Here is a 17,491-nt window from a genome sequence, read left to right on the forward strand (position 1 = left end):
AGGGCGACCTCTCATGAACGGAAACGTGCGCCATGTTGCAACGCCTGCTCTCTCTGCTGCTGCTCTCCCTCTCTCTCTTTCCCCTGCTCGTCCAGGCCGATGACGCCATCACCCAGGTAGAGGAGTTGCTGCAGAGCGTCCCCAAGACGGACACGCCGGAAAACCAGAAATTGCGGGAGAGTTATCAACAGGCGCTGCAGTTTGCCCGGGAAGCCCAGCGCTATCGTGAGCAGGCCAAGGCCTATCAGCAAATCCTGATTGATTACCCCAAGGAGTCGGCCCGCCTCAAGGAGAGCCTGCACAACTACCAGCCCCAGTCCCGCCCGTCCCTCTCCTCCCTGAAAGAAGAAGCCCTGCGCCAGGCCATCGGCCTGAGCAGCAACCGTCAACTCAACCTGCGCAAGGAGCGTCAGGCTGTGATGGACAGCCTCAACCAGTTGGAGAGCACGGGCCAGGAGTACCACCTGAGGGTCGACGAGCTGCGCAAGCAGTTGCAGCAGACCCGCACTCTGCTCGACCGACTCAGCTTCAGCAGCGAGTCGGATCGCCTGCAGGAAGCCCAGCGGCTGGCCACCCGCCTCAAGGAGCAGAGCCTCGCCGACCGGATCCAGATGCTGGAGCTGGAGCAGCTCTCCGCCCAGCAGCGCAACGATCTCGGCAAACTGAAGTTGCAGGAGCTCAATCTGGCCATCACGGATGAAGACGAGTGGCAGGCCAGCCTGCTCAACCAGCAGAATCAGCTGCGTCGCGACAAGACGGAGCAGGCGCTGGCCGAAAGCGAGCGGCTGCGCAAGCAGCTCACCTCCGACATGCCGCTGCTGCTGGAGCAGCAACAGCAGAACCAGGCCCTCTCCATCCAGCTGGGTGCGCTGGAAGATCAGATAGAGCGGGTACAGGACGATCAAAGGGCCGTCGACCAGAACCTGTCGGCCCTGAACGATCTGGTCAATTCGGTACGGGAGCAATTGGAATGGCTGCAGATCAGCAACGCCTACGGCGAGAACCTGCGCAGCAAGCTCTCCGACCTGCCCGCCTACTTCCCGCTCGACAAGCTGGAGTCCGCCATCGTCAACGCCCGCATGGCCAAATACCAGTACGAAACCGAGCAGGATGCCCTCAAGGATCCGCGCCAGATGCGCGAGCGGCTGATGGCCACCGACGAGGTGGCGCTCGATCGCTCCCAGCAGGCGGTGCTCGACAATCTGCTTAAAGCCAGACGGCAACTGCTGACCCGTCTCAATGACGCGTCCGACAGCCTGATCCAGGAGCAGACCCGTCTCAAGCTGCTCTACAGCCGCCAGAACAGCAAGATCGACGAGATCCGCGACCTCAGCGCCAGCCACCTGTTCTGGATGCCGGATGTGCGTCCGCTCACCCCGACCGTGCTGCTCGGCATTCCGGCGGCCCTCGGCCTTGCCTTCAACCCGACCAACTGGCTGCAACTGCCGCAAGCCATCGCCGAGAACAATCCCATCACCCTCACCCTGGCCGGTATCGGCATACTGGTGCTGGCCTGGTGCTGGTTCAAGCTCGCCCGCCACCTGACGCATTACAGTCAGCACATAGCGCCGCGCATCGGCAAGGTGACCCAGGACAAGTTCAGCCTCACCAGCCGCCTGCTGGTGCGCTCTCTGCTTGCCTCCCTGCCCCTGCCCGCCATGGTGCTGATGGTGCATGGCCTGCTCGACGGCGCCTGGCAATACCCGTTCGCGGTGGCGGTCGCCCGGGGTCTGAGTGAAATCTGGTTCCTGCTGCTGGCACTCTTGATGGCGCGCCACCTGACGCTGGAAAAAGGGATACTGATCCTGCATTTTCGCTGGCAGAAAGAGTGGGTGCAGAAGGTGTGGAGCCAGTTTCGCACCCTGCTGCTGGTGATCATTCCCAGCTTCTTCGTGCAGGGCATGGCCAACAGCTATCAGGAACACGCTTTCTATGACTCCCTCGGCCGGATGGCGTTCATCGTTGGCGCCCTCTGGTTGCTGCTGTTCTTTGCCCGCCTCAACCGGGAGCGACTGCCGCTGACCTGGGGTCAGGCCGACATGAGCAAGCCCCATCTGCTGCACCACTTCATCTGGAACAGCCTGATGCTGGCCCCCCTGCTGGCGGTGATCGGCTCCCTGCTCGGCTACTTCTACACCTCCCGCATCCTGCTGCGTCAGCTGGAGCTCAGCCTGCTGATGGGGCTCGGCTGCCTGCTCATCTACTATCTGGCCCACCGCTGGATGCTGATCCAGCGCCGCCGTCTTGCCTTCGATCGGGCCAAAAGCAAACGGGCCGAGATACTGGCCCAACGCGGCCGGGAAGAGGGGAACGACGAGCTCAGCTCCGAGATACCGGACGTGGTGGAAGATACCGAGCTGGATCTGGACACCATCAGTGCCCAGTCGCTGGGGCTGGTGCGCACCCTGCTGATGCTGGGATTCACCATGCTGTTGGTGGTGCAGTGGTCTGAGCTCAACTCGGCGTTCAGTTTCCTGCGCAGCATCGAAGTGTGGCAGGTCACCAGCAAGATTGGCGGCATAGAGCAGCTCTCACCCATCACACTGCAGGATCTGATGCTGACGGCATTCACCTTCATACTGACGGTGGTCACTGCCCGCAACCTGCCGGGCCTGATGGAGCTGACCCTGCTCCAGCACCTGAGCCTGTCGCCGGGCACAGGGTTTGCCATCACCACTGTCACCAAGTACATAGTGCTGGTCGTGGGGGCGCTGAGCGGCTTCTCCATTCTTGGTATCGACTGGTCCAAGGCGCAGTGGATGGTGGCAGCCCTCTCGGTCGGCCTGGGTTTCGGCCTGCAGGAGATCTTCGCCAACTTCGTCTCCGGCCTCATCATACTGTTCGAGAAGCCGATCCGGCTCGGCGACACTGTCACCATCCGCGAGCTGACCGGCACAGTGACCAAGATCAAAACCCGCGCCACCACCATAGTGGACTGGGATCGCAAGGAGATCATTGTTCCCAACAAGGCCTTCATCACGGAGCAGTTCATCAACTGGTCGCTCTCTGATTCCATCACCCGGGTCAAACTGCGCATCCGCATCGGCCTGACTCAGGATCCCAAACGAATACAGACGATTCTGGAAGATTCGATCAAGGCCTCCACTCTGGTGCTGGAGACCCCCTCCCCCGAGGTGTTCCTGATCGAATTCACCGATTCGGCGCTGATCTACGAAATGCGGCTCTATGTAAACAGCATGGATCACCGCATGCCCATCACCCACGAAGTACACTCGCTGGTGCTGGAGAAACTGCAGCAACAAGGTCTGGGACTGCCGCACCAGCAGATCGATATTCGACTGAGCCGCGCCTGATCAGGACATAAAGGAGTTATATGATGCAGATCATCGCCCATCGCGGGGCCAGTGGCCTGGCGCCGGAAAATACCCTCAAGGCCATCAGGCTGGCGCTGGAACTGGGGGCTGAAGCCATCGAGATAGACGTGCAGCAGGCCGATGGCGAGCTGTGGATATTCCACGACCGGCGGCTCGAGCGCTGTACTGACGGAAGTGGCGTGCTGACAGCCCAATCTTGCGCCTATCTGGCCAGTCTGGATGCCGGACAAGGGGAGTCAATCCCAACCTTGTGGCAGGTGATGACAACCATTGCCGGTCGCGCCGAGCTGCACATAGAGCTGAAAGGGGCGCACACTGCCAGCGAGGTGGCCTTGCTGACCCGGCGCGCCGAAGCCGAACTGGGTTTCACACCGGCTAAGTGGGTCGTCTCCTCCTTCCACCACCCGGAACTGGCCCGTTTCGCTGCCTTGCGACCCGAGATCCGGCTTGGGGCGCTGACCGCTACCCTACCACTCACCCTGGCGCGCTTTGCTGCCGAGCTCGGCGCCTGGTCTCTCAACTGTGATGTGGACTTCGTCGATGAGGCACTGGTGCAGGATGCCCACAACCGCGGATTGAAAGTGCTGGTCTATACGGTCGATCATGGGGACGATCTGACCGCACTGGCGGCCATGGGGGTTGACGGCATATTTACCAACCGGCCGGATCGCTTCCTGCCCCCGAAGCAAGGGGACTCATTACTTCGGCAGGAGATCCCTAAGCGCTGATTTAGGCTATAAATTTAAGTGCGCACCGGGATACAAAAAGTTCAACTTTGGCCGATAAGAGTTGGCTCATAACAATAACACCTCACATCGCAGACTGACGCTCACAAGGATGTACACATGAACTTATCCATCAAGAACAAACTTGTCCTCGCCATCGGGGTCATTATCCTGGTCATCACAGGCCTGCAAGTCTGGTACAACACCTCCCAACTGCGCAGCGAAACCCAACGGCTGGTATGGAATATCATTGACGAAAGCTCGGTGGCCAACGTCAAGGGGATCTCCCGCTGGCTCGATGCCAGGATCAACATGGTCACCTCCACCAAGGAGGCCTTCGCCAAAGAAGATGAGCCGATCAGCCATCTGGCTCAATCCATGAACGCGGGTGGCTTTGACCTGGTTTATGCCGGCACCACTGATGGGCGCATGATCCAGAGTAAACCGACCGACTTGCCGGCAGGTTACGATCCCCGCCAACGCCCCTGGTACAAGGATGCAATGGCTGCGGGCAAACTGGCCATCACCTCACCCTATGCAGACGTCACCACTGGCCAGTTGATCGTGACCATTGCCGAACCCTTCCAGCGTGGCAATACCCAGGGGGTCATCGCCGGAGACCTCTCCATCAGCTCGCTGGTTTCTGACATTCTGGCGGTCACCACAGAAGGCACCTACGCCATTCTGGTAGACAGCAATGGCACCATCATCGCCCATCCCGATGCCTCCTTGAGTCTGAAGCCAGCCACCAGTCTGGCACCTGAGTTGACAGCGGCTTACATCAACCAGGTGGCTCACGATGGCATGATCAATGAGCTGGTGATCAGCGGCAAGAAAGAGGTCTATGACTTCAACGCGATCCCGAATACCAACTGGTATTACGGCATGATGGTGGACGAAGCCGTGGCCTATCAGTCCGTCTCCCGCATGGTCACCTCCGCCCTGCTGCAAGGCTTGCTGACCATTCTCATCGTGGCCGGTTTCTCCTATGTGGCCATCAACGGTTCACTGGCTCCGCTGAAAACCCTGGGGGAAGCCATTGCCGACCTCTCCCGTGGCAACGGTGACCTGACTCGCCGCATCAAGATTGAGCGAGAAGATGAGGTGGGTGCTGTAGCCAAGCACGTCAACACCTTCATCGATCGCATCCACGTGATGGTGCAGGATATTTCCAACTCCTCCGGTCAGCTTAACCACCAGGCCAAGTCCTCCCACAACATGGCCGAGAAATCGAGTCAGGGTCTGGCACGTCAGCAAAACGAGATCTCCCAGATCGCCACGGCAGTGCACGAAATGTCAGCTACTGCGGTGGAAGTGGCCAACAACGCCGAACAGACCGCCGATGCGGCCCGCAGCTCCTCCAGCAGTTGTGAGCATGGCAAGCAAGTCATCGCCCGCAACCAGCGTTCCATCACGGATCTCGCCACTCAGGTCAAACAGGCCTCCGGCATCATTCAGGAACTGGAGAAGAACGCCCAGGAGATCAACACCATCCTTTCGACCATCCAGGGGATCGCCGAGCAGACCAACCTGCTGGCGCTCAACGCCGCCATCGAGGCTGCACGGGCGGGTGAGCAGGGTCGTGGCTTTGCCGTAGTCGCCGACGAGGTGCGGGTGCTGTCACAACGTACTCACAGCTCCACCGTCGAGATCCGCAGCATGATTGAGACGCTGCAGCGTAATACTCAGGGCGCTGTCAGCACCATGCACGAAGGCCAGTTGCTGGCCCAGAACAGCGTGGAAGATGCGAACGACGCTACGCAGGCACTGGAGCAAATCACCACCTCCATCAACCAGATCTCCGACATGGCGACCCAGATATCCAGTGCCGCCGAGGAGCAGCGTGCCGTCACCGACGAAGTCAGTCGCAACATCCAGGCGGTCAAGGATGTCTCCGACGAGCTGGCAGTCGATGCCGACAGCTCACGCAACCTCTCTGAACAACTTAAAAATATTTCAGGTGAACTGAGCAATCAGGTCGGCATGTTCCGCATCTGATCAGCACAAACCAAAGGGGCCATGCAGGCCCCTTTTTTTATGAAAAAATGCTTTTGTTTCAATAGTTATTACCACATGAATCGTCTGGACTATGAGGAAATAAATGCTCATCCGGCACAGTTCTCCGTCATGAAACGACAAATCCCACTCCGCACTTGGATTAGTTTTTTTAACTCAAATAACCCAACACGAATCAGTGAATAATTCTTATTAAATATTTTTGATAAAAAACTTAAAAACTTTATGGGTAATACCTAAAAAGAGAGGTGTTTCTCATTTTTTTGAAAGAAAACTACGTATAATCCTGAGCTTAAAATAACCATAGCAATGACAGCGGCTGATACCGATAACTGAAGGATGGCGATAATTACGGCGTTTTCATCCAAGGAATGGGGTGATTTTAATAAAACTCACCATTGCCAAGCACTAAAACAAACCAGTTTGACTTGCATCAAGCCTGAATTTTTTTAATAGAGCAAAATCGTGCCCAGCAAATCTATCCCTAAGGAGGCAGATGTGGATATTATCAAGACCGATGTCGCCATCATCGGTGCCGGTGGTGGTGGCCTGCGTGCCGCAATCGCCATAGCAGAAGCCCACCCGGAGCTGGAGATCGCACTGATCTCCAAGGTCTACCCGATGCGCAGCCACACAGTGGCCGCAGAGGGCGGTGCCGCCGGTGTTGTCCGTGATGATGACTCCCTCGAAAACCACTTCAACGACACCGTATCCGGTGGCGACTGGTTGTGTGAGCAAGACGTGGTCGACTACTTCGTCAACAATGCCACCAAAGAGATGGTTCAACTTGAGCACTGGGGTTGCCCCTGGAGCCGCAAGCCGGACGGCAAAGCCAACGTACGTCGCTTCGGCGGGATGAAGATCCCCCGCACCTGGTTCGCGGCTGACAAATCCGGTTTCCACATTCTGCACACCCTGTTCCAGACCTCCATCAAGTATCCAACCATCAAGCGCTTCGATGAGCACTTCTGCATGGACTTGATCGTGGAAGATGGCCGCGTCCAGGGCGTCCTGACCTTCGATATCCAGAACGGCATCTCCCGCTTCATCCAGGCCAAGTCTGTCATTCTGGCTACAGGTGGCGCCGGTCGTGTTTACCGCTACAACACCAACGGTGGCATAGTCACAGGTGACGGCATGGCCCTGGCCTACCGCCATGGTGTGCCATTGCGCGACATGGAGTTCGTTCAATATCACCCGACCGGCCTGCCTGGCACCGGCATACTGATGACCGAAGGTTGTCGCGGTGAAGGTGGCATTCTGGTCAACAAGGATGGCTACCGCTATCTGCAAGACTATGGTCTGGGCCCGGAAACCCCGGTCGGCCAGCCGAAGAACAAGCACATGGAGCTGGGTCCCCGTGACCGTCTCTCCCAAGCATTCTGGCAAGAGCAGCAGAAAGGCCGCGTGATCCAAGGCCCGATGGGCGACGTGGTTCACCTCGACCTGCGCCACCTCGGCGAGAAGTATCTGAAAGAGCGTCTGCCCTTCATCTGCGAGCTGGCCAAGGCCTACGTGGGTGTGGATCCGGTCAAGGAGCCGATCCCGGTACGTCCGACTGCCCACTACACCATGGGTGGTATCGAAACCAACGGTCAGTGTGCTACCCGCATGCCGGGTCTGTACGCCCTGGGCGAGTGTGCCTCCGTCGGTCTGCACGGCGCTAACCGCCTGGGCTCCAACTCCCTGTCCGAGATAGTGGTGTTCGGCAAGGTAGCGGGTGAGCACGCCGGCGAATTCGCCAAGACCCAAGCCCACGGCGACACGCAAGCGCTGGCCGCCAAGGCCGAGCAACTGATCAAGCAGCACCTCTCGCTGATGGACATAGACGGGACCGAAAACCCGGCCGATATCCGCAACGAATTGGGCATGTCCATGGAAGCCGGTGTCGGTATCTACCGTACCGAAGAGCTGATGCAAGGCACCATCGACAAGATCAACGAGCTGAAGGCACGCTACAAAAAGGTCAAGATCAACGACAAGTCCTCTGTCTTCAACACGGATCTGCTGTACGCCATCGAACTGGGCTACATGCTGGACGTGGCCGAAGCCATGGCGCACTCCGCTCTCAACCGGAAAGAGTCCCGCGGTTCCCACCAGCGTCTGGACGGTTATGAAGAGCGTGATGACGTGAACTTCCTCAAGCACACCCTCTCCTTCTACAACCAGGAAGGCGCCCCGACCATCGATTACTCCGATGTGAAGATCACTAAATCCCAACCGGCCAAGCGTGTGTACGGTTCCGAGGGTGAGAAACAAGACGAGGCTAAGAAGAATGGCTGAGATGATCGAAATTGAAATCCTGCGTTATCGCCCGGAGCAGGACAACGAGCCCTGGATGCAGACCTTTCAGGTGCCTTACCTGAAAGAGATGTCCCTGCTGGATGCCCTGCAATACATCAAGGATCAGCTCGACTCCACCCTGAGCTTCCGCTGGTCCTGCCGGATGGCGATCTGCGGCTCCTGCGGCATGATGGTCAACGGTATTCCCAAGCTGGGTTGCAAGACCTTCCTGCGCGATTATCTGCCGGGCAAGATGAAAATCGAGCCGCTCAACAACTTCCCGATCGAGCGCGATCTGGTGGTCGACATGTCCGATTTCATCGAGAAGCTGGAGAGCATCAAGCCCTACATCATCCCGAGCGAACCGCGCAGCCTGTGTGATGGCGAGTACACCCAGACCCCGGCCGACATGGCGAAATATCACCAGTTCTCCATGTGCATCAACTGTGGCCTGTGCTACGCCGCCTGCCCGCAGTATGGCATCAACAAGAAGTTCACCGGTCCTGCGGCGCTGGCGCTGGCCTATCGCTACAACGTCGACAACCGTGACAGCGCGTCCAAAGAGCGGATGAAGATCATCAGCCAGGACGAAGGCGTCTGGGGTTGTACTTTCGTGGGTTATTGCTCCGATGTCTGCCCCAAGGGCGTGGATCCGGCTGCAGCCATTCAGCTTGGCAAGGTCGAGAGTGCCAAGGACTACATGATCGCCATGTTCAAGCCAGATTGAGATCAGGAATGAGACCATGAACAACACCAATAGCAAACGTAAGCCTTACGTCCGCGAAATGAAGAAAGACTGGTGGCTGAAGAATGCCTTCTACACCGGTTACATGATCCGTGAAGGCACCAGTATCTTCGTCTCCATCTATGCCGTCGTGCTGATGTGGGGTCTGCTGCGACTGGTTCAGGGTCAGGAAGCGTTCAACGGCTGGCTGGAATCCCTGCAAAGCCCGATCGCCATCCTGTTCCACGTCGTCGCTCTGGCAGCCTGCCTGTTTCACGCCAAGACCTGGTTCGCCCTGGCGCCCAAGGCCATGCGCATCTTCCGTGGTGAAGACCTGGTGCCGGAGAAGCCGATCGTTATCGCCCAGTATGTGGCGCTGGCGGTGGTATCCCTGCTGATCCTGATCATCGTGGCTTGAGGAGATTAATAATGAGACGTTCTGACGAGCCCATCTACTGGGGATTGTTTGGTGCCGGTGGCATGGTGGTTGCCATGCTGCTGCCGGTGATTGTCCTCATCACAGGTCTGCTGGTGCCCATGGGTATCATGGACGTGGAGACCATGAGCTTTGATCGTGTCCACGCATTCGCCAGCTCCTGGTGGGGTGCCTGCATACTGCTGGTGATCATCGCCCTGCCGATCTGGCACGGCATGCACCGTATCTACCACGGTCTGCATGATCTGGGGATCCACACCACCAAGCTGCACCACTATGTGTTCTATGGCTTCGCCTTCCTGGTGTCCGCCATCACAGTCGGTCTGCTGATGGTGCTGGTACTCCAGTAATCACAGCGTGACTGATTGACCAAACCGGGCCAAGTGCCCGGTTTTTTATTACTCCTCCGACGGCTAACGAACCACTCCGATGGCCAGTCTTGCCCCTTCTATGGGACCAGACACCCCACGCTTGTTGGCACCAACCATGGGCGCGTCTTCACCAAAGCTGCGGCGCGGATTCACGGCCGTTTTCCGCATAATAGAGCGACGGCAAAAACTGCGCCAGATAGCTGAACTCGCTATAGCAGTGGCGCATCAGATTGAAGCCGATTTCGTCCGGCACCTCATCAAGTGGATTGGCGCAGGCCTTGCCCAGCAGGAAGCGGCTGCGCAGCACGCAACCATAAGGGGTATCGCGCGCCAGGTGCAGCATCTCGCCGTCCAGCGGCGCCCCCTGCTCATCCAGAGCCACCTGATCGCCAAAGCCGATGCGAGCGCAAATGGCGGCAGACAGTGCCTGCGTCTCCCACGCCTCGTGTAGCGATTGAGGGGCGAACACCTCTTCGGCGCTGTGAAACTTGAGGCGGGCCGCCACCGGCGGCAGTTCGGCAAGCCACTCCACCGCATCTATGCTGGCCCCCACATAGCGATCCCCTTTTTTCCAGTGATGGTCCCAGCCCCGGTGCTCGACGTGGTCATGCGGGTGCCACCACTTGATGTGCTGGGTCGTCTCGAAAAACGTGAACCACCAATCCAGCATGCGCCCCTTGCACCCATGCAGATCGGTGCGGATGGCGACCGTCAGCAAGCCGTCGGTACTGCGGGTCAGGCCCATTTCCAGGCGCAGCGGCTGCAGCCTGAGCAACTCATTGATGTCATTGACGCCCCAGGGGGCAAGCAAAGCGGAAGGATTCATGATGTGACTCCGATTTAATTTGGAAACCAAATTCGTTTCTTAATTTAAGCTATGCCTGTATGCTGTGTCTGTCAATGCTTTCCAGGAGCCAAACATGTCAAACCAATCCAATGACATAGTACGTTCACGCGGCCGGCCGGCCACCCCGGAATCCGACCTGCGCGCCGCTCTGGTCGAGGCAACGCTGACCTTGTTGCTTAAAGGGGGGTACGCCACCGCAACCGTGGATGCGGTAGCCAAACAGGCGGGGGTTGCCAAGAAGACCCTGTACCGCTTCGCCGCCAACCGCGACGAGCTGGTGGCACAGGCGGTACGCAGCTGGACCGATGCATTTCAACCGGCATTCGAGCTGGATGCCGGTAGCCCCGATGCCCTGGGGGAGATGCTGGAGCAGGGGTTGCAGGCCATTGCGAGCCAGGTGCTGAGCGCGCCGGCGGTAGGCATGTTCCGGCTGCTGCAACATGAGTTTCAGGGGCGGGATGCACTGCTGGCGGCCTATCAGGACAACGGCATTGCGCGCGGCAGGGCGACGCTGGCGGACTGGTTGCAGCGCCAGCAGCAACTGGGTTGGCTACGCGCGCTCGACGTCGCACAAACCAGTGACCTGCTGCTGGCGATGACCATGGCGGAGCCGCTACGCCAGATGGCACTCGGCTTGCTGGCGCCGGGCAGCGACATCCGCGAGCGCATCGCCGCGGCCGTTGCGCTGGTGCTGCCTGGTTTGATGCGAGGGTAGGCACACACTATCAACAAGGATTCGACGTCACGGCAAAGGCGCTTAGGCCTGCCCAAGCAGGCAAAGGGCTGGGCGGCATCTGACAGCGGCGACCTGCCGAGAGTACCCCGCTTCCCGCCGGTCCCATCCCGGTCATTCAAAAACCGGGCCTGATGTCCGGCGTGTGGATGGCTCTCACTCCATCGGCGGCAGGAAGCTGCGCATCACCTCGTCGCTGTAACCGCTGTCCTGAAACGAGATCAGCACCTGATTGAGGCGGGTAACCAGTTCGAACCCGCGCGGGGAGCCCTTGCTCACCAACAGATAGAAGCCTTTGCGGCTGGGCAGGGAGAGGTTGAGCAGGCCGCTCTCACTTCGATAGATGCCAAGGCCAATTCCACTCACCAGCGGTTCTATTTCACTTGGCAAGAAATCACAGCGATCCCGCCCCAGCATATCCAGCGCCTGCTGCAGCTGCTTGACCAGATGGGGTTCCCGCGTCAAGCCATAGGGGGCATAGTTGTAACCAATCACGCCGCACACACGGGAGCGATTGACCGTTTGTAGATCCGGCGCCTCGGGGAAGCGACGTTTGAGATAGAAAAAACCGAGGTGGGTGTAGTAGAGCGGCACGCTGTAGAGGGCATATTCGGCCCGCTCCGGCTTGTAACTGGCATCCCAGGTCAGCTCGCACAGGCCGTTCTGACGATAGTCCGCCAGCTCCTGCTGTACCCGCGCCCAAGGCAGATAGCGGATCTGGTATGAGATCCCCAGCTTTTTCAGGGACTCGAGCACCAGCGTAGTGGCCGAGCCAGTGAGTCGGCTGGTATCGGGTTCGCCATCCTTGCGCTCCCAATAGGTAAAGGGAGCCCATTCGTTCCCCTCCCCCAGGCAGATCTGCACCTGCGGTTCGGCCGCCTGAGCCAGACTGCTGGCTCCCAGCCCCATCAACAGCAAGATTGTTCGGTTCATTGCCCCCTCCTTGACTACCTATGCAACTTAGTTCAGTCGGCCAGTCCCCTCATGTCTCAGACCTGACTGTGTCACACCACAGCGCCAGCAGGGGCGTGGGAATGACGCCGTATTGCAGGGCCGGCGTCTGATGCCAGTCGGCCAGCTTTTGCAGCGCTCTGGCCAAACCCTGCGCCAGGGTACGGGTCACTCTCACCCCATCTTCCAGATAGAGGCTCTTGATCTCGAAGATCCCCTGCTGGCGATGGGCCTTGGCATCCATGCGCCCTACCAGCTTGCCACGGTGCAGCAGCGGCAACACGAAGTAGCCATACTGGCGCTTTGGCGCCGGGGTATAGCACTCGATGCGATAGTCAAAGTTGAACAGCTCGCTGACCCGCTTGCGATCCCAGACCAGGGGATCAAACGGCGACAGTACCGTGGTGTGAGTTGCCTTGAGGGTACCGGCCCGGGCCATGGCCAACTCATCGGCGAGGGAAGCATGAACAAAGGCACCGTGCTGCCACCCTTCCACCCGTACCGGCAACAGCTCCCCCTCGTCCGCCAGCTGATGGAGCAGGGCATCGTATTTACCGCGGCGCAGCCGATAGTAGTCGGCGACCCAGCCGGTCTTGACCAGCCCAAGGGCGCGGCAACTTGCCTGCACCATCTCCCGCCGGACCTGTTCCTGGCTCGGCAAATCCCGCTCGTCACACCAGTCGGGCATGACCCGTTCGGCGAGATCATAGACTCGCTGGAAATTGCGCCGCTCGCGCACCATCAGCTGGCCTGCGGTAAAGAGCACCTCAAGATGGCGTTTCTCCGGCTTCCAGTCCCACCAGCCGTTGCCCTTCTCCCCCTTGCGCTCAAAGTCGGCGGCCCGCACCGGGCCATACTGGCGAATACGCTCGATAATCTGGCCTATCTCCTGCTGATGGGTGGCTAGCCAGTTGGCCGAAAACTTCCAGCCCATGGCGGCAGGATCCAGCATGCGATGACGCAGCAGGCGGTAATCCTCGCGGGGAATGAAACAGGCCTCATGGGCCCAATACTCGAAGATGTCCCCCTCGGCCAACAGTTGTTCGAGCCAGCGAGGATCGTACTGCCCCAGTCGGCTGAACAGCACCAGATAGGGGCTGCGCGCCACCACTGAAATGGTATCTATCTGCAGCAGCGCCATACGCCGAATGGTCGCCAGCAGATCCGCAGGCATGGCCTTGGCACGACGCGGGGTCAGCAGCCCCTGGGCTACGAGCTGCAGGTGGCGGGCATCTTGCAGTGACAAATGAGGGATCGACATGGAAATAGGGGCATCCGTTCCAGAGTTTAAAGCCACCAGCATGCCCAACTCATGACCAAATGAAAACGCCCTGCTCAGGGTTTGGTGAAGACGACCACATCCCCATGGGGGAACAGGACGTCGGCCTGCCAGCGAATGGCCAGAGCACGAAACGAGGCCTCGGCAAAAAAGACGATGTGGGTCGGGTCGTGCCGATAGCGCCAGGTTTTGAAACGGTCATCGTCCAGCACCCGCTGGGTCTGCAGCACCAGGATGCCGCCGGGCTTGAGGCAGCCCCAGAGCACGTCCAGTGCAGCGCGCGGGTCGGCGATATGCTCGATTACCTCAGTGCTGGTGATGAAGTCATACTGGCGGGTGAGCAAGTCGGGAAGATCTGCATAGAACTTGTCATAACCCGCCATCTGGTAGCCCGCCTCCCGCCCCATGGAGATCAGCGCAGGCCCGGGGCCACAGCCAAAATCGAGGCCGCTGGCCGGTGGCGGCACCCGGCTCAGCACCTCGCCGAAGGCACGCATCAGAAAATGGCGGTAGCGGGGATCGTCCACCTGATTGTCGTGTCCGTCATACACCGCCTTCTCCGCTGACGGCCCCAGATGATCGGCGCCATCCAGCCAGACTAGCTCGCAGGACCGGCAACGATGGTAATGCTTGCCGGCCACCGGCAGCGCATAGGAATCGACTGCACCGCACAGCGGGCAAGGGGACGGGCACATGGGATTTCCTCACGAGAGTGACAGGCCCAATCCGGGATGGGCTCGAAATGGGCGCCAGCTTGCCTGCACAGGCGGCCGCTGACAAGGGGTTTTGTCCCATGGAATAACCGCCTGCAGCCCCGCTAGTTGCGGCTATTTTCTGTTCCTTTGGGTAAAAATGAGGCTGTTCTTCCCACTCTTAAGTGTTTCTTAAGTTTGCCCCTTTAGTCTGACCCTAACAGACAAGAAGGAGCCATCCATGACCACAGACATTCAAGCCCCCTACCGGCTGATCCTGGCCGACACACCGGAACAGGTCATGGCCTTGCAGGCTTATATTCAGGCCGCCTACAGCCACGAATTCGATGCCCGTATCCCCCACTTCCTGCCCTGCTTGCTGGGTCTCTACCGGGCCGATGGCTTGCTGGTCGGCGCCTGTGGCCTCAAGCAGGCCAGCGAGGAGCGCCTCTATCTGGAACAGTATCTGGATCAGCCCATAGAGGCAGCCATCGAGACACGGCTGGGTGTGCGTGCCCGGCGGGATCGCATCGTCGAGGTCGGTAATCTGGCCTGCAGCGAACCGGGCAATGCCCGCCTGATGTTTGCGGCGCTGTGTCGTTTGCTGTGCGACAACGCCCTCGATCACGTTGTCTTCACCAGCACAGCCAAACTGCGCAACAGTTTTCATCGCCTCAGTCTCAGCCTGATCGAGCTGGCCCCCGCCAGGGCCGACCAGGTCGGAGAGGATGCCAATGCCTGGGGAGCCTACTACCACTGCCAGCCCAAGGTGATGGTGGGTGACCTCAATCAGGGGCGGCAAGCCCTGACCCAGGGCAGCTTGCTGCTCTCCTTGCTCGCCCCCATGCCATCCCTGTTCAACTGCCCGCAGCGGAGCGCCTTATGATGCTGTTCGACCGGATAGCCCACTTCGCCCACAGTGATCCGCACAGCACGGCGCTGACCAGCAGCGGGCATCGCCTCAGCTACCATGCCTTGTGGCAGCAGATCATCGAACTGGCAGATCGCCTGCAACAGGCAGGCATTGCCCGGCTGGCACTGCAACTGGATAACGGCCTGCCCTGGGCGCTGATCGATCTCGCCTGCGCAAAGGCAGGCATAGTGGTCATTCCTGTGCCGCACTTTTTCAGCCCGGAGCAGCAGGAGTGGCTGCTCGAGAGCAGCGGCGCAGATGCCCTGATCGGCCCTCATCACCAAGGCTGGCAGGCAAGTGCGCCACTGCTGCTCTCAGTGGGTGAATTGCCATTGTGGCGCATCCAGCCGGTACGGGTGCCCACCCTGCCCGCTGGTACCGCCAAGATAACCTACACCTCCGGCAGCACGGGGCAACCCAAGGGGGTCTGTCTCTCCCTTGAACATATGATGGCGGTCTGTGATTCACTGGCCCGGCGAGTCGCCCCGGCGCAGGTAGAGAAACACCTGACCCTGCTGCCGCTGACCACTCTGCTGGAGAACCTGACCGGCCTCTACGTGCCGTTGCTCACCGGTGCCTGCAGCCGTATTCCCTCGCTGGGTGAACTGGGATTTTCCGGCTCCAGCAAGCTGGATCCGGCCACCCTGACCCAGGCCCTGCTGCGCTGGCCCACCCACAGCCTGGTGCTGGTGCCCGAGTTGCTGCGCCTGCTGCTCGCCCTGTGCAGTGCCGATGTGGCACTGGCCGAACGTCTCACCAGCCTGCGCTTCGTCGCCGTGGGCGGCGGCAAGGTCGCCCCCGAGCTTATCAGTCGCGCCCGCAAGCTGGGGCTGCCGGTGTTTGAAGGCTATGGCCTGTCGGAATGCGGCTCCGTCGTCGCACTCAATGGGCCTGATGACCACAGCCTCGGCAGCGTGGGTCAGCCCCTGCCCCACTGCCGGATCAAGATCGCCGCTGATGGCGAGATCCTGGTGGAGGGCGCTGCCATGCTGGGTTATTTGGGCTCAGACGAACAACAACCCGCCCGGTTTGCTACCGATGACCCTTCTACCGTGCAGATCGCCACCGGCGATCTGGGTCATCTGGATGAGGCGGGTTACCTGCACATCACGGGGCGCAAGAAGAACGTGCAGATCACCGCCTTTGGCCGCAACTTCTCCCCCGAGTGGGTCGAGGCCGAAGCCCAGCTCTGTCCGGCCATTGCCCGCATCGTGATCTTCGGCGATGGCCAGCCCGCCAACGTCGCCCTGATCCAGTCGCGACCCGGTGCAGACGCCCAGCTGGCGCAACAGGTTGAGCAGCTCAATCAGCGCCTGCCCGACTATGCCCGCATCCATCACTGGCTGCCGGTAACACTGGATCAGCATCCCGATCTGCTGACCGCCAATGGTCGCCCCCGCCGCGAGCGGATCTATCACCACTTTTCCCGTCAAATCAGCCAATGCCTTACCGGAGAGACCTCATGAGCTTCTATCACACGCTGCAACACGCTACCGCATCGGCACGGGAACATCTGTTCAATGCCCCCATCATAGAGGCGTGCCGCAAGGGAGATATCTCCCGCGGCACCTATGTTGATTTTCTGTCTCAAGCCTTCTACCACGTGCGCCATACGGTACCTCTGCTGATGGCCACAGGCGGCAAGCTGGGTCAGGAGTACGAATGGGTACGGGGCGCCATTGCCGAATATATCGAGGAGGAGTACGGCCATCAGGAGTGGATCCTGAACGATATCCGCGCCTGTGGCGGGGATGCCGAGGCGGTGCGCCATGGCCAGCCCGGTCTGCCCATCGAGCTGATGGTGGCTTTTCTCTATGACCAGATCCAGCGCGGCAACCCCATGGGATTCTTCGGCATGGTGCAGGTGCTGGAAGGCACCAGTGTCGCCATCGCTCTGACCGTGGCCGACCAGTTGAAGGCTGGCCTCGGTCTGCCCCCCCAGGCCATGAGCTACCTGAGTTCCCACGGCACCCTGGATCAGGAGCATCTCAAGTTCTTCGAGTCCCTGATGAACCGGGTGGAAGATCCCGCCGATCAGGCCGCCATCATCCACTCGGCCAAGGTGGTTTATCGCCTCTATGCCGACATGCTCTATCAGCTGACAAACAACCCGCAATGAGACGGCAAAGGGAGAAAGACATGTCGCTCACCCACGGCAGGATCAATAAAGGAACAGGAACCCCAAC

General features: G+C 59.6%; 15 protein-coding genes. 11 read left to right on the forward strand and 4 right to left on the reverse strand.

Annotated elements, in window-relative coordinates:
• The first annotated feature begins 32 nt into the window (after nt 1-32).
• The 7 genes from mscM (at nt 33) to frdD (ending at nt 9,869) form a co-directional block, all read left to right on the forward strand.
• A complete protein-coding gene (gene mscM / locus GWQ31_RS02350; RefSeq protein WP_275908541.1) occupies nt 33-3,314 on the forward strand; it encodes a miniconductance mechanosensitive channel MscM in 3,282 nt (1,093 codons plus the stop codon).
• Between the two features lie 23 nt (nt 3,315-3,337).
• Nucleotides 3,338-4,063, forward strand: a complete 726-nt coding sequence (locus tag GWQ31_RS02355) for a glycerophosphodiester phosphodiesterase (protein WP_275908566.1) — start codon at nt 3,338-3,340, stop codon at nt 4,061-4,063.
• A 117-nt stretch (nt 4,064-4,180) separates the two neighbouring features.
• Entirely contained in the window at nt 4,181-6,058 is a 1,878-nt protein-coding gene (locus tag GWQ31_RS02360; protein WP_099994083.1) for a methyl-accepting chemotaxis protein, read from the forward strand.
• Between the two features lie 516 nt (nt 6,059-6,574).
• Nucleotides 6,575-8,359 (forward strand): fumarate reductase (quinol) flavoprotein subunit, encoded by a 1,785-nt coding sequence (frdA, locus tag GWQ31_RS02365; protein ID WP_059111472.1) that lies wholly within the window; start codon nt 6,575-6,577, stop codon nt 8,357-8,359.
• Nucleotides 8,352-9,086: a succinate dehydrogenase/fumarate reductase iron-sulfur subunit gene (locus GWQ31_RS02370; protein ID WP_169045585.1), complete on the forward strand. Its 735-nt coding sequence runs from the start codon at nt 8,352-8,354 to the stop codon at nt 9,084-9,086. Before frdA ends, GWQ31_RS02370 begins: the two co-directional genes overlap by 8 nt.
• A 16-nt stretch (nt 9,087-9,102) precedes the next feature.
• Entirely contained in the window at nt 9,103-9,501 is a 399-nt protein-coding gene (locus GWQ31_RS02375; protein ID WP_275908542.1) for a fumarate reductase subunit C, read from the forward strand.
• An 11-nt stretch (nt 9,502-9,512) separates the two neighbouring features.
• Nucleotides 9,513-9,869, forward strand: coding sequence for a fumarate reductase subunit FrdD (gene frdD / locus GWQ31_RS02380; protein WP_168236496.1), 357 nt, complete (start codon nt 9,513-9,515; stop codon nt 9,867-9,869).
• Between the two features lie 148 nt (nt 9,870-10,017).
• Here the strand turns inward: frdD and GWQ31_RS02385 are convergent, their stop codons facing one another.
• Nucleotides 10,018-10,716, reverse strand: a complete 699-nt coding sequence (locus GWQ31_RS02385; RefSeq protein WP_275908543.1) for a hydrolase — start codon at nt 10,714-10,716, stop codon at nt 10,018-10,020.
• Nucleotides 10,717-10,810: 94 nt separating this feature from the next.
• Here GWQ31_RS02385 and GWQ31_RS02390 point away from each other — a divergent pair, with 94 nt between their 5' ends.
• Nucleotides 10,811-11,452 carry a TetR/AcrR family transcriptional regulator gene (locus GWQ31_RS02390; RefSeq protein WP_265422804.1) on the forward strand — a complete coding sequence of 214 codons (642 nt, stop codon included), beginning with the start codon at nt 10,811-10,813 and terminating at the stop codon, nt 11,450-11,452.
• Nucleotides 11,453-11,626: 174 nt separating this feature from the next.
• Here the strand turns inward: GWQ31_RS02390 and GWQ31_RS02395 are convergent, their stop codons facing one another.
• The 3 genes from GWQ31_RS02395 to GWQ31_RS02405 form a co-directional block, all read right to left on the reverse strand.
• Complete coding sequence (locus GWQ31_RS02395; RefSeq protein ID WP_275908544.1) at nt 11,627-12,403, reverse strand: transporter substrate-binding domain-containing protein; 777 nt, start codon at nt 12,401-12,403, stop codon at nt 11,627-11,629.
• A gap of 49 nt (nt 12,404-12,452) precedes the next feature.
• Complete coding sequence (locus tag GWQ31_RS02400) at nt 12,453-13,682, reverse strand: winged helix-turn-helix domain-containing protein (RefSeq protein WP_275908545.1); 1,230 nt, start codon at nt 13,680-13,682, stop codon at nt 12,453-12,455.
• A 74-nt stretch (nt 13,683-13,756) separates the two neighbouring features.
• Nucleotides 13,757-14,395: a class I SAM-dependent methyltransferase gene (locus tag GWQ31_RS02405; protein WP_219597650.1), complete on the reverse strand. Its 639-nt coding sequence runs from the start codon at nt 14,393-14,395 to the stop codon at nt 13,757-13,759.
• 238 nt (nt 14,396-14,633) lie between these two features.
• Between GWQ31_RS02405 and GWQ31_RS02410 the strand changes: the two genes are divergently transcribed.
• From GWQ31_RS02410 to GWQ31_RS02420, 3 genes are read left to right on the forward strand one after another with little or no spacing between them, the layout of a single operon-like run.
• Nucleotides 14,634-15,278 carry a thermostable hemolysin gene (locus GWQ31_RS02410; RefSeq protein WP_169045582.1) on the forward strand — a complete coding sequence of 215 codons (645 nt, stop codon included), beginning with the start codon at nt 14,634-14,636 and terminating at the stop codon, nt 15,276-15,278.
• Nucleotides 15,275-16,771, forward strand: a complete 1,497-nt coding sequence (locus GWQ31_RS02415; RefSeq protein WP_275908546.1) for an AMP-dependent synthetase/ligase — start codon at nt 15,275-15,277, stop codon at nt 16,769-16,771. Before GWQ31_RS02410 ends, GWQ31_RS02415 begins: the two co-directional genes overlap by 4 nt.
• Entirely contained in the window at nt 16,768-17,424 is a 657-nt protein-coding gene (locus tag GWQ31_RS02420) for an iron-containing redox enzyme family protein (protein WP_275908547.1), read from the forward strand. The genes GWQ31_RS02415 and GWQ31_RS02420 overlap by 4 nt, the downstream gene beginning before the upstream one ends.
• Nucleotides 17,425-17,491: the final 67 nt, after the last annotated feature.

The sequence above is a fragment of the Aeromonas sp. 2MA4 genome, assembly GCF_029237305.1.
Taxonomy (GTDB): domain Bacteria; phylum Pseudomonadota; class Gammaproteobacteria; order Enterobacterales; family Aeromonadaceae; genus Aeromonas; species Aeromonas salmonicida.

What these genes read in the sequence shown, in the direction of transcription:
- GWQ31_RS02420 (WP_275908547.1), top strand. Translation starts at nt 16,768, where the DNA reads ATGAGCTTCTATCACACGCTGCAACACGCTACCGCATCGGCACGGGAA.
- GWQ31_RS02355 (WP_275908566.1), top strand. Translation starts at nt 3,338, where the DNA reads ATGCAGATCATCGCCCATCGCGGGGCCAGTGGCCTGGCGCCGGAAAAT.
- GWQ31_RS02370 (WP_169045585.1), top strand. Translation starts at nt 8,352, where the DNA reads ATGGCTGAGATGATCGAAATTGAAATCCTGCGTTATCGCCCGGAGCAG.
- GWQ31_RS02405 (WP_219597650.1), bottom strand. Translation starts at nt 14,395, where the DNA reads ATGTGCCCGTCCCCTTGCCCGCTGTGCGGTGCAGTCGATTCCTATGCG.
- GWQ31_RS02390 (WP_265422804.1), top strand. Translation starts at nt 10,811, where the DNA reads ATGTCAAACCAATCCAATGACATAGTACGTTCACGCGGCCGGCCGGCC.
- GWQ31_RS02400 (WP_275908545.1), bottom strand. Translation starts at nt 13,682, where the DNA reads ATGTCGATCCCTCATTTGTCACTGCAAGATGCCCGCCACCTGCAGCTC.
- GWQ31_RS02395 (WP_275908544.1), bottom strand. Translation starts at nt 12,403, where the DNA reads ATGAACCGAACAATCTTGCTGTTGATGGGGCTGGGAGCCAGCAGTCTG.
- GWQ31_RS02415 (WP_275908546.1), top strand. Translation starts at nt 15,275, where the DNA reads ATGATGCTGTTCGACCGGATAGCCCACTTCGCCCACAGTGATCCGCAC.
- GWQ31_RS02360 (WP_099994083.1), top strand. Translation starts at nt 4,181, where the DNA reads ATGAACTTATCCATCAAGAACAAACTTGTCCTCGCCATCGGGGTCATT.
- frdD (WP_168236496.1), top strand. Translation starts at nt 9,513, where the DNA reads ATGAGACGTTCTGACGAGCCCATCTACTGGGGATTGTTTGGTGCCGGT.
- mscM (WP_275908541.1), top strand. Translation starts at nt 33, where the DNA reads ATGTTGCAACGCCTGCTCTCTCTGCTGCTGCTCTCCCTCTCTCTCTTT.
- GWQ31_RS02410 (WP_169045582.1), top strand. Translation starts at nt 14,634, where the DNA reads ATGACCACAGACATTCAAGCCCCCTACCGGCTGATCCTGGCCGACACA.
- GWQ31_RS02375 (WP_275908542.1), top strand. Translation starts at nt 9,103, where the DNA reads ATGAACAACACCAATAGCAAACGTAAGCCTTACGTCCGCGAAATGAAG.
- GWQ31_RS02385 (WP_275908543.1), bottom strand. Translation starts at nt 10,716, where the DNA reads ATGAATCCTTCCGCTTTGCTTGCCCCCTGGGGCGTCAATGACATCAAT.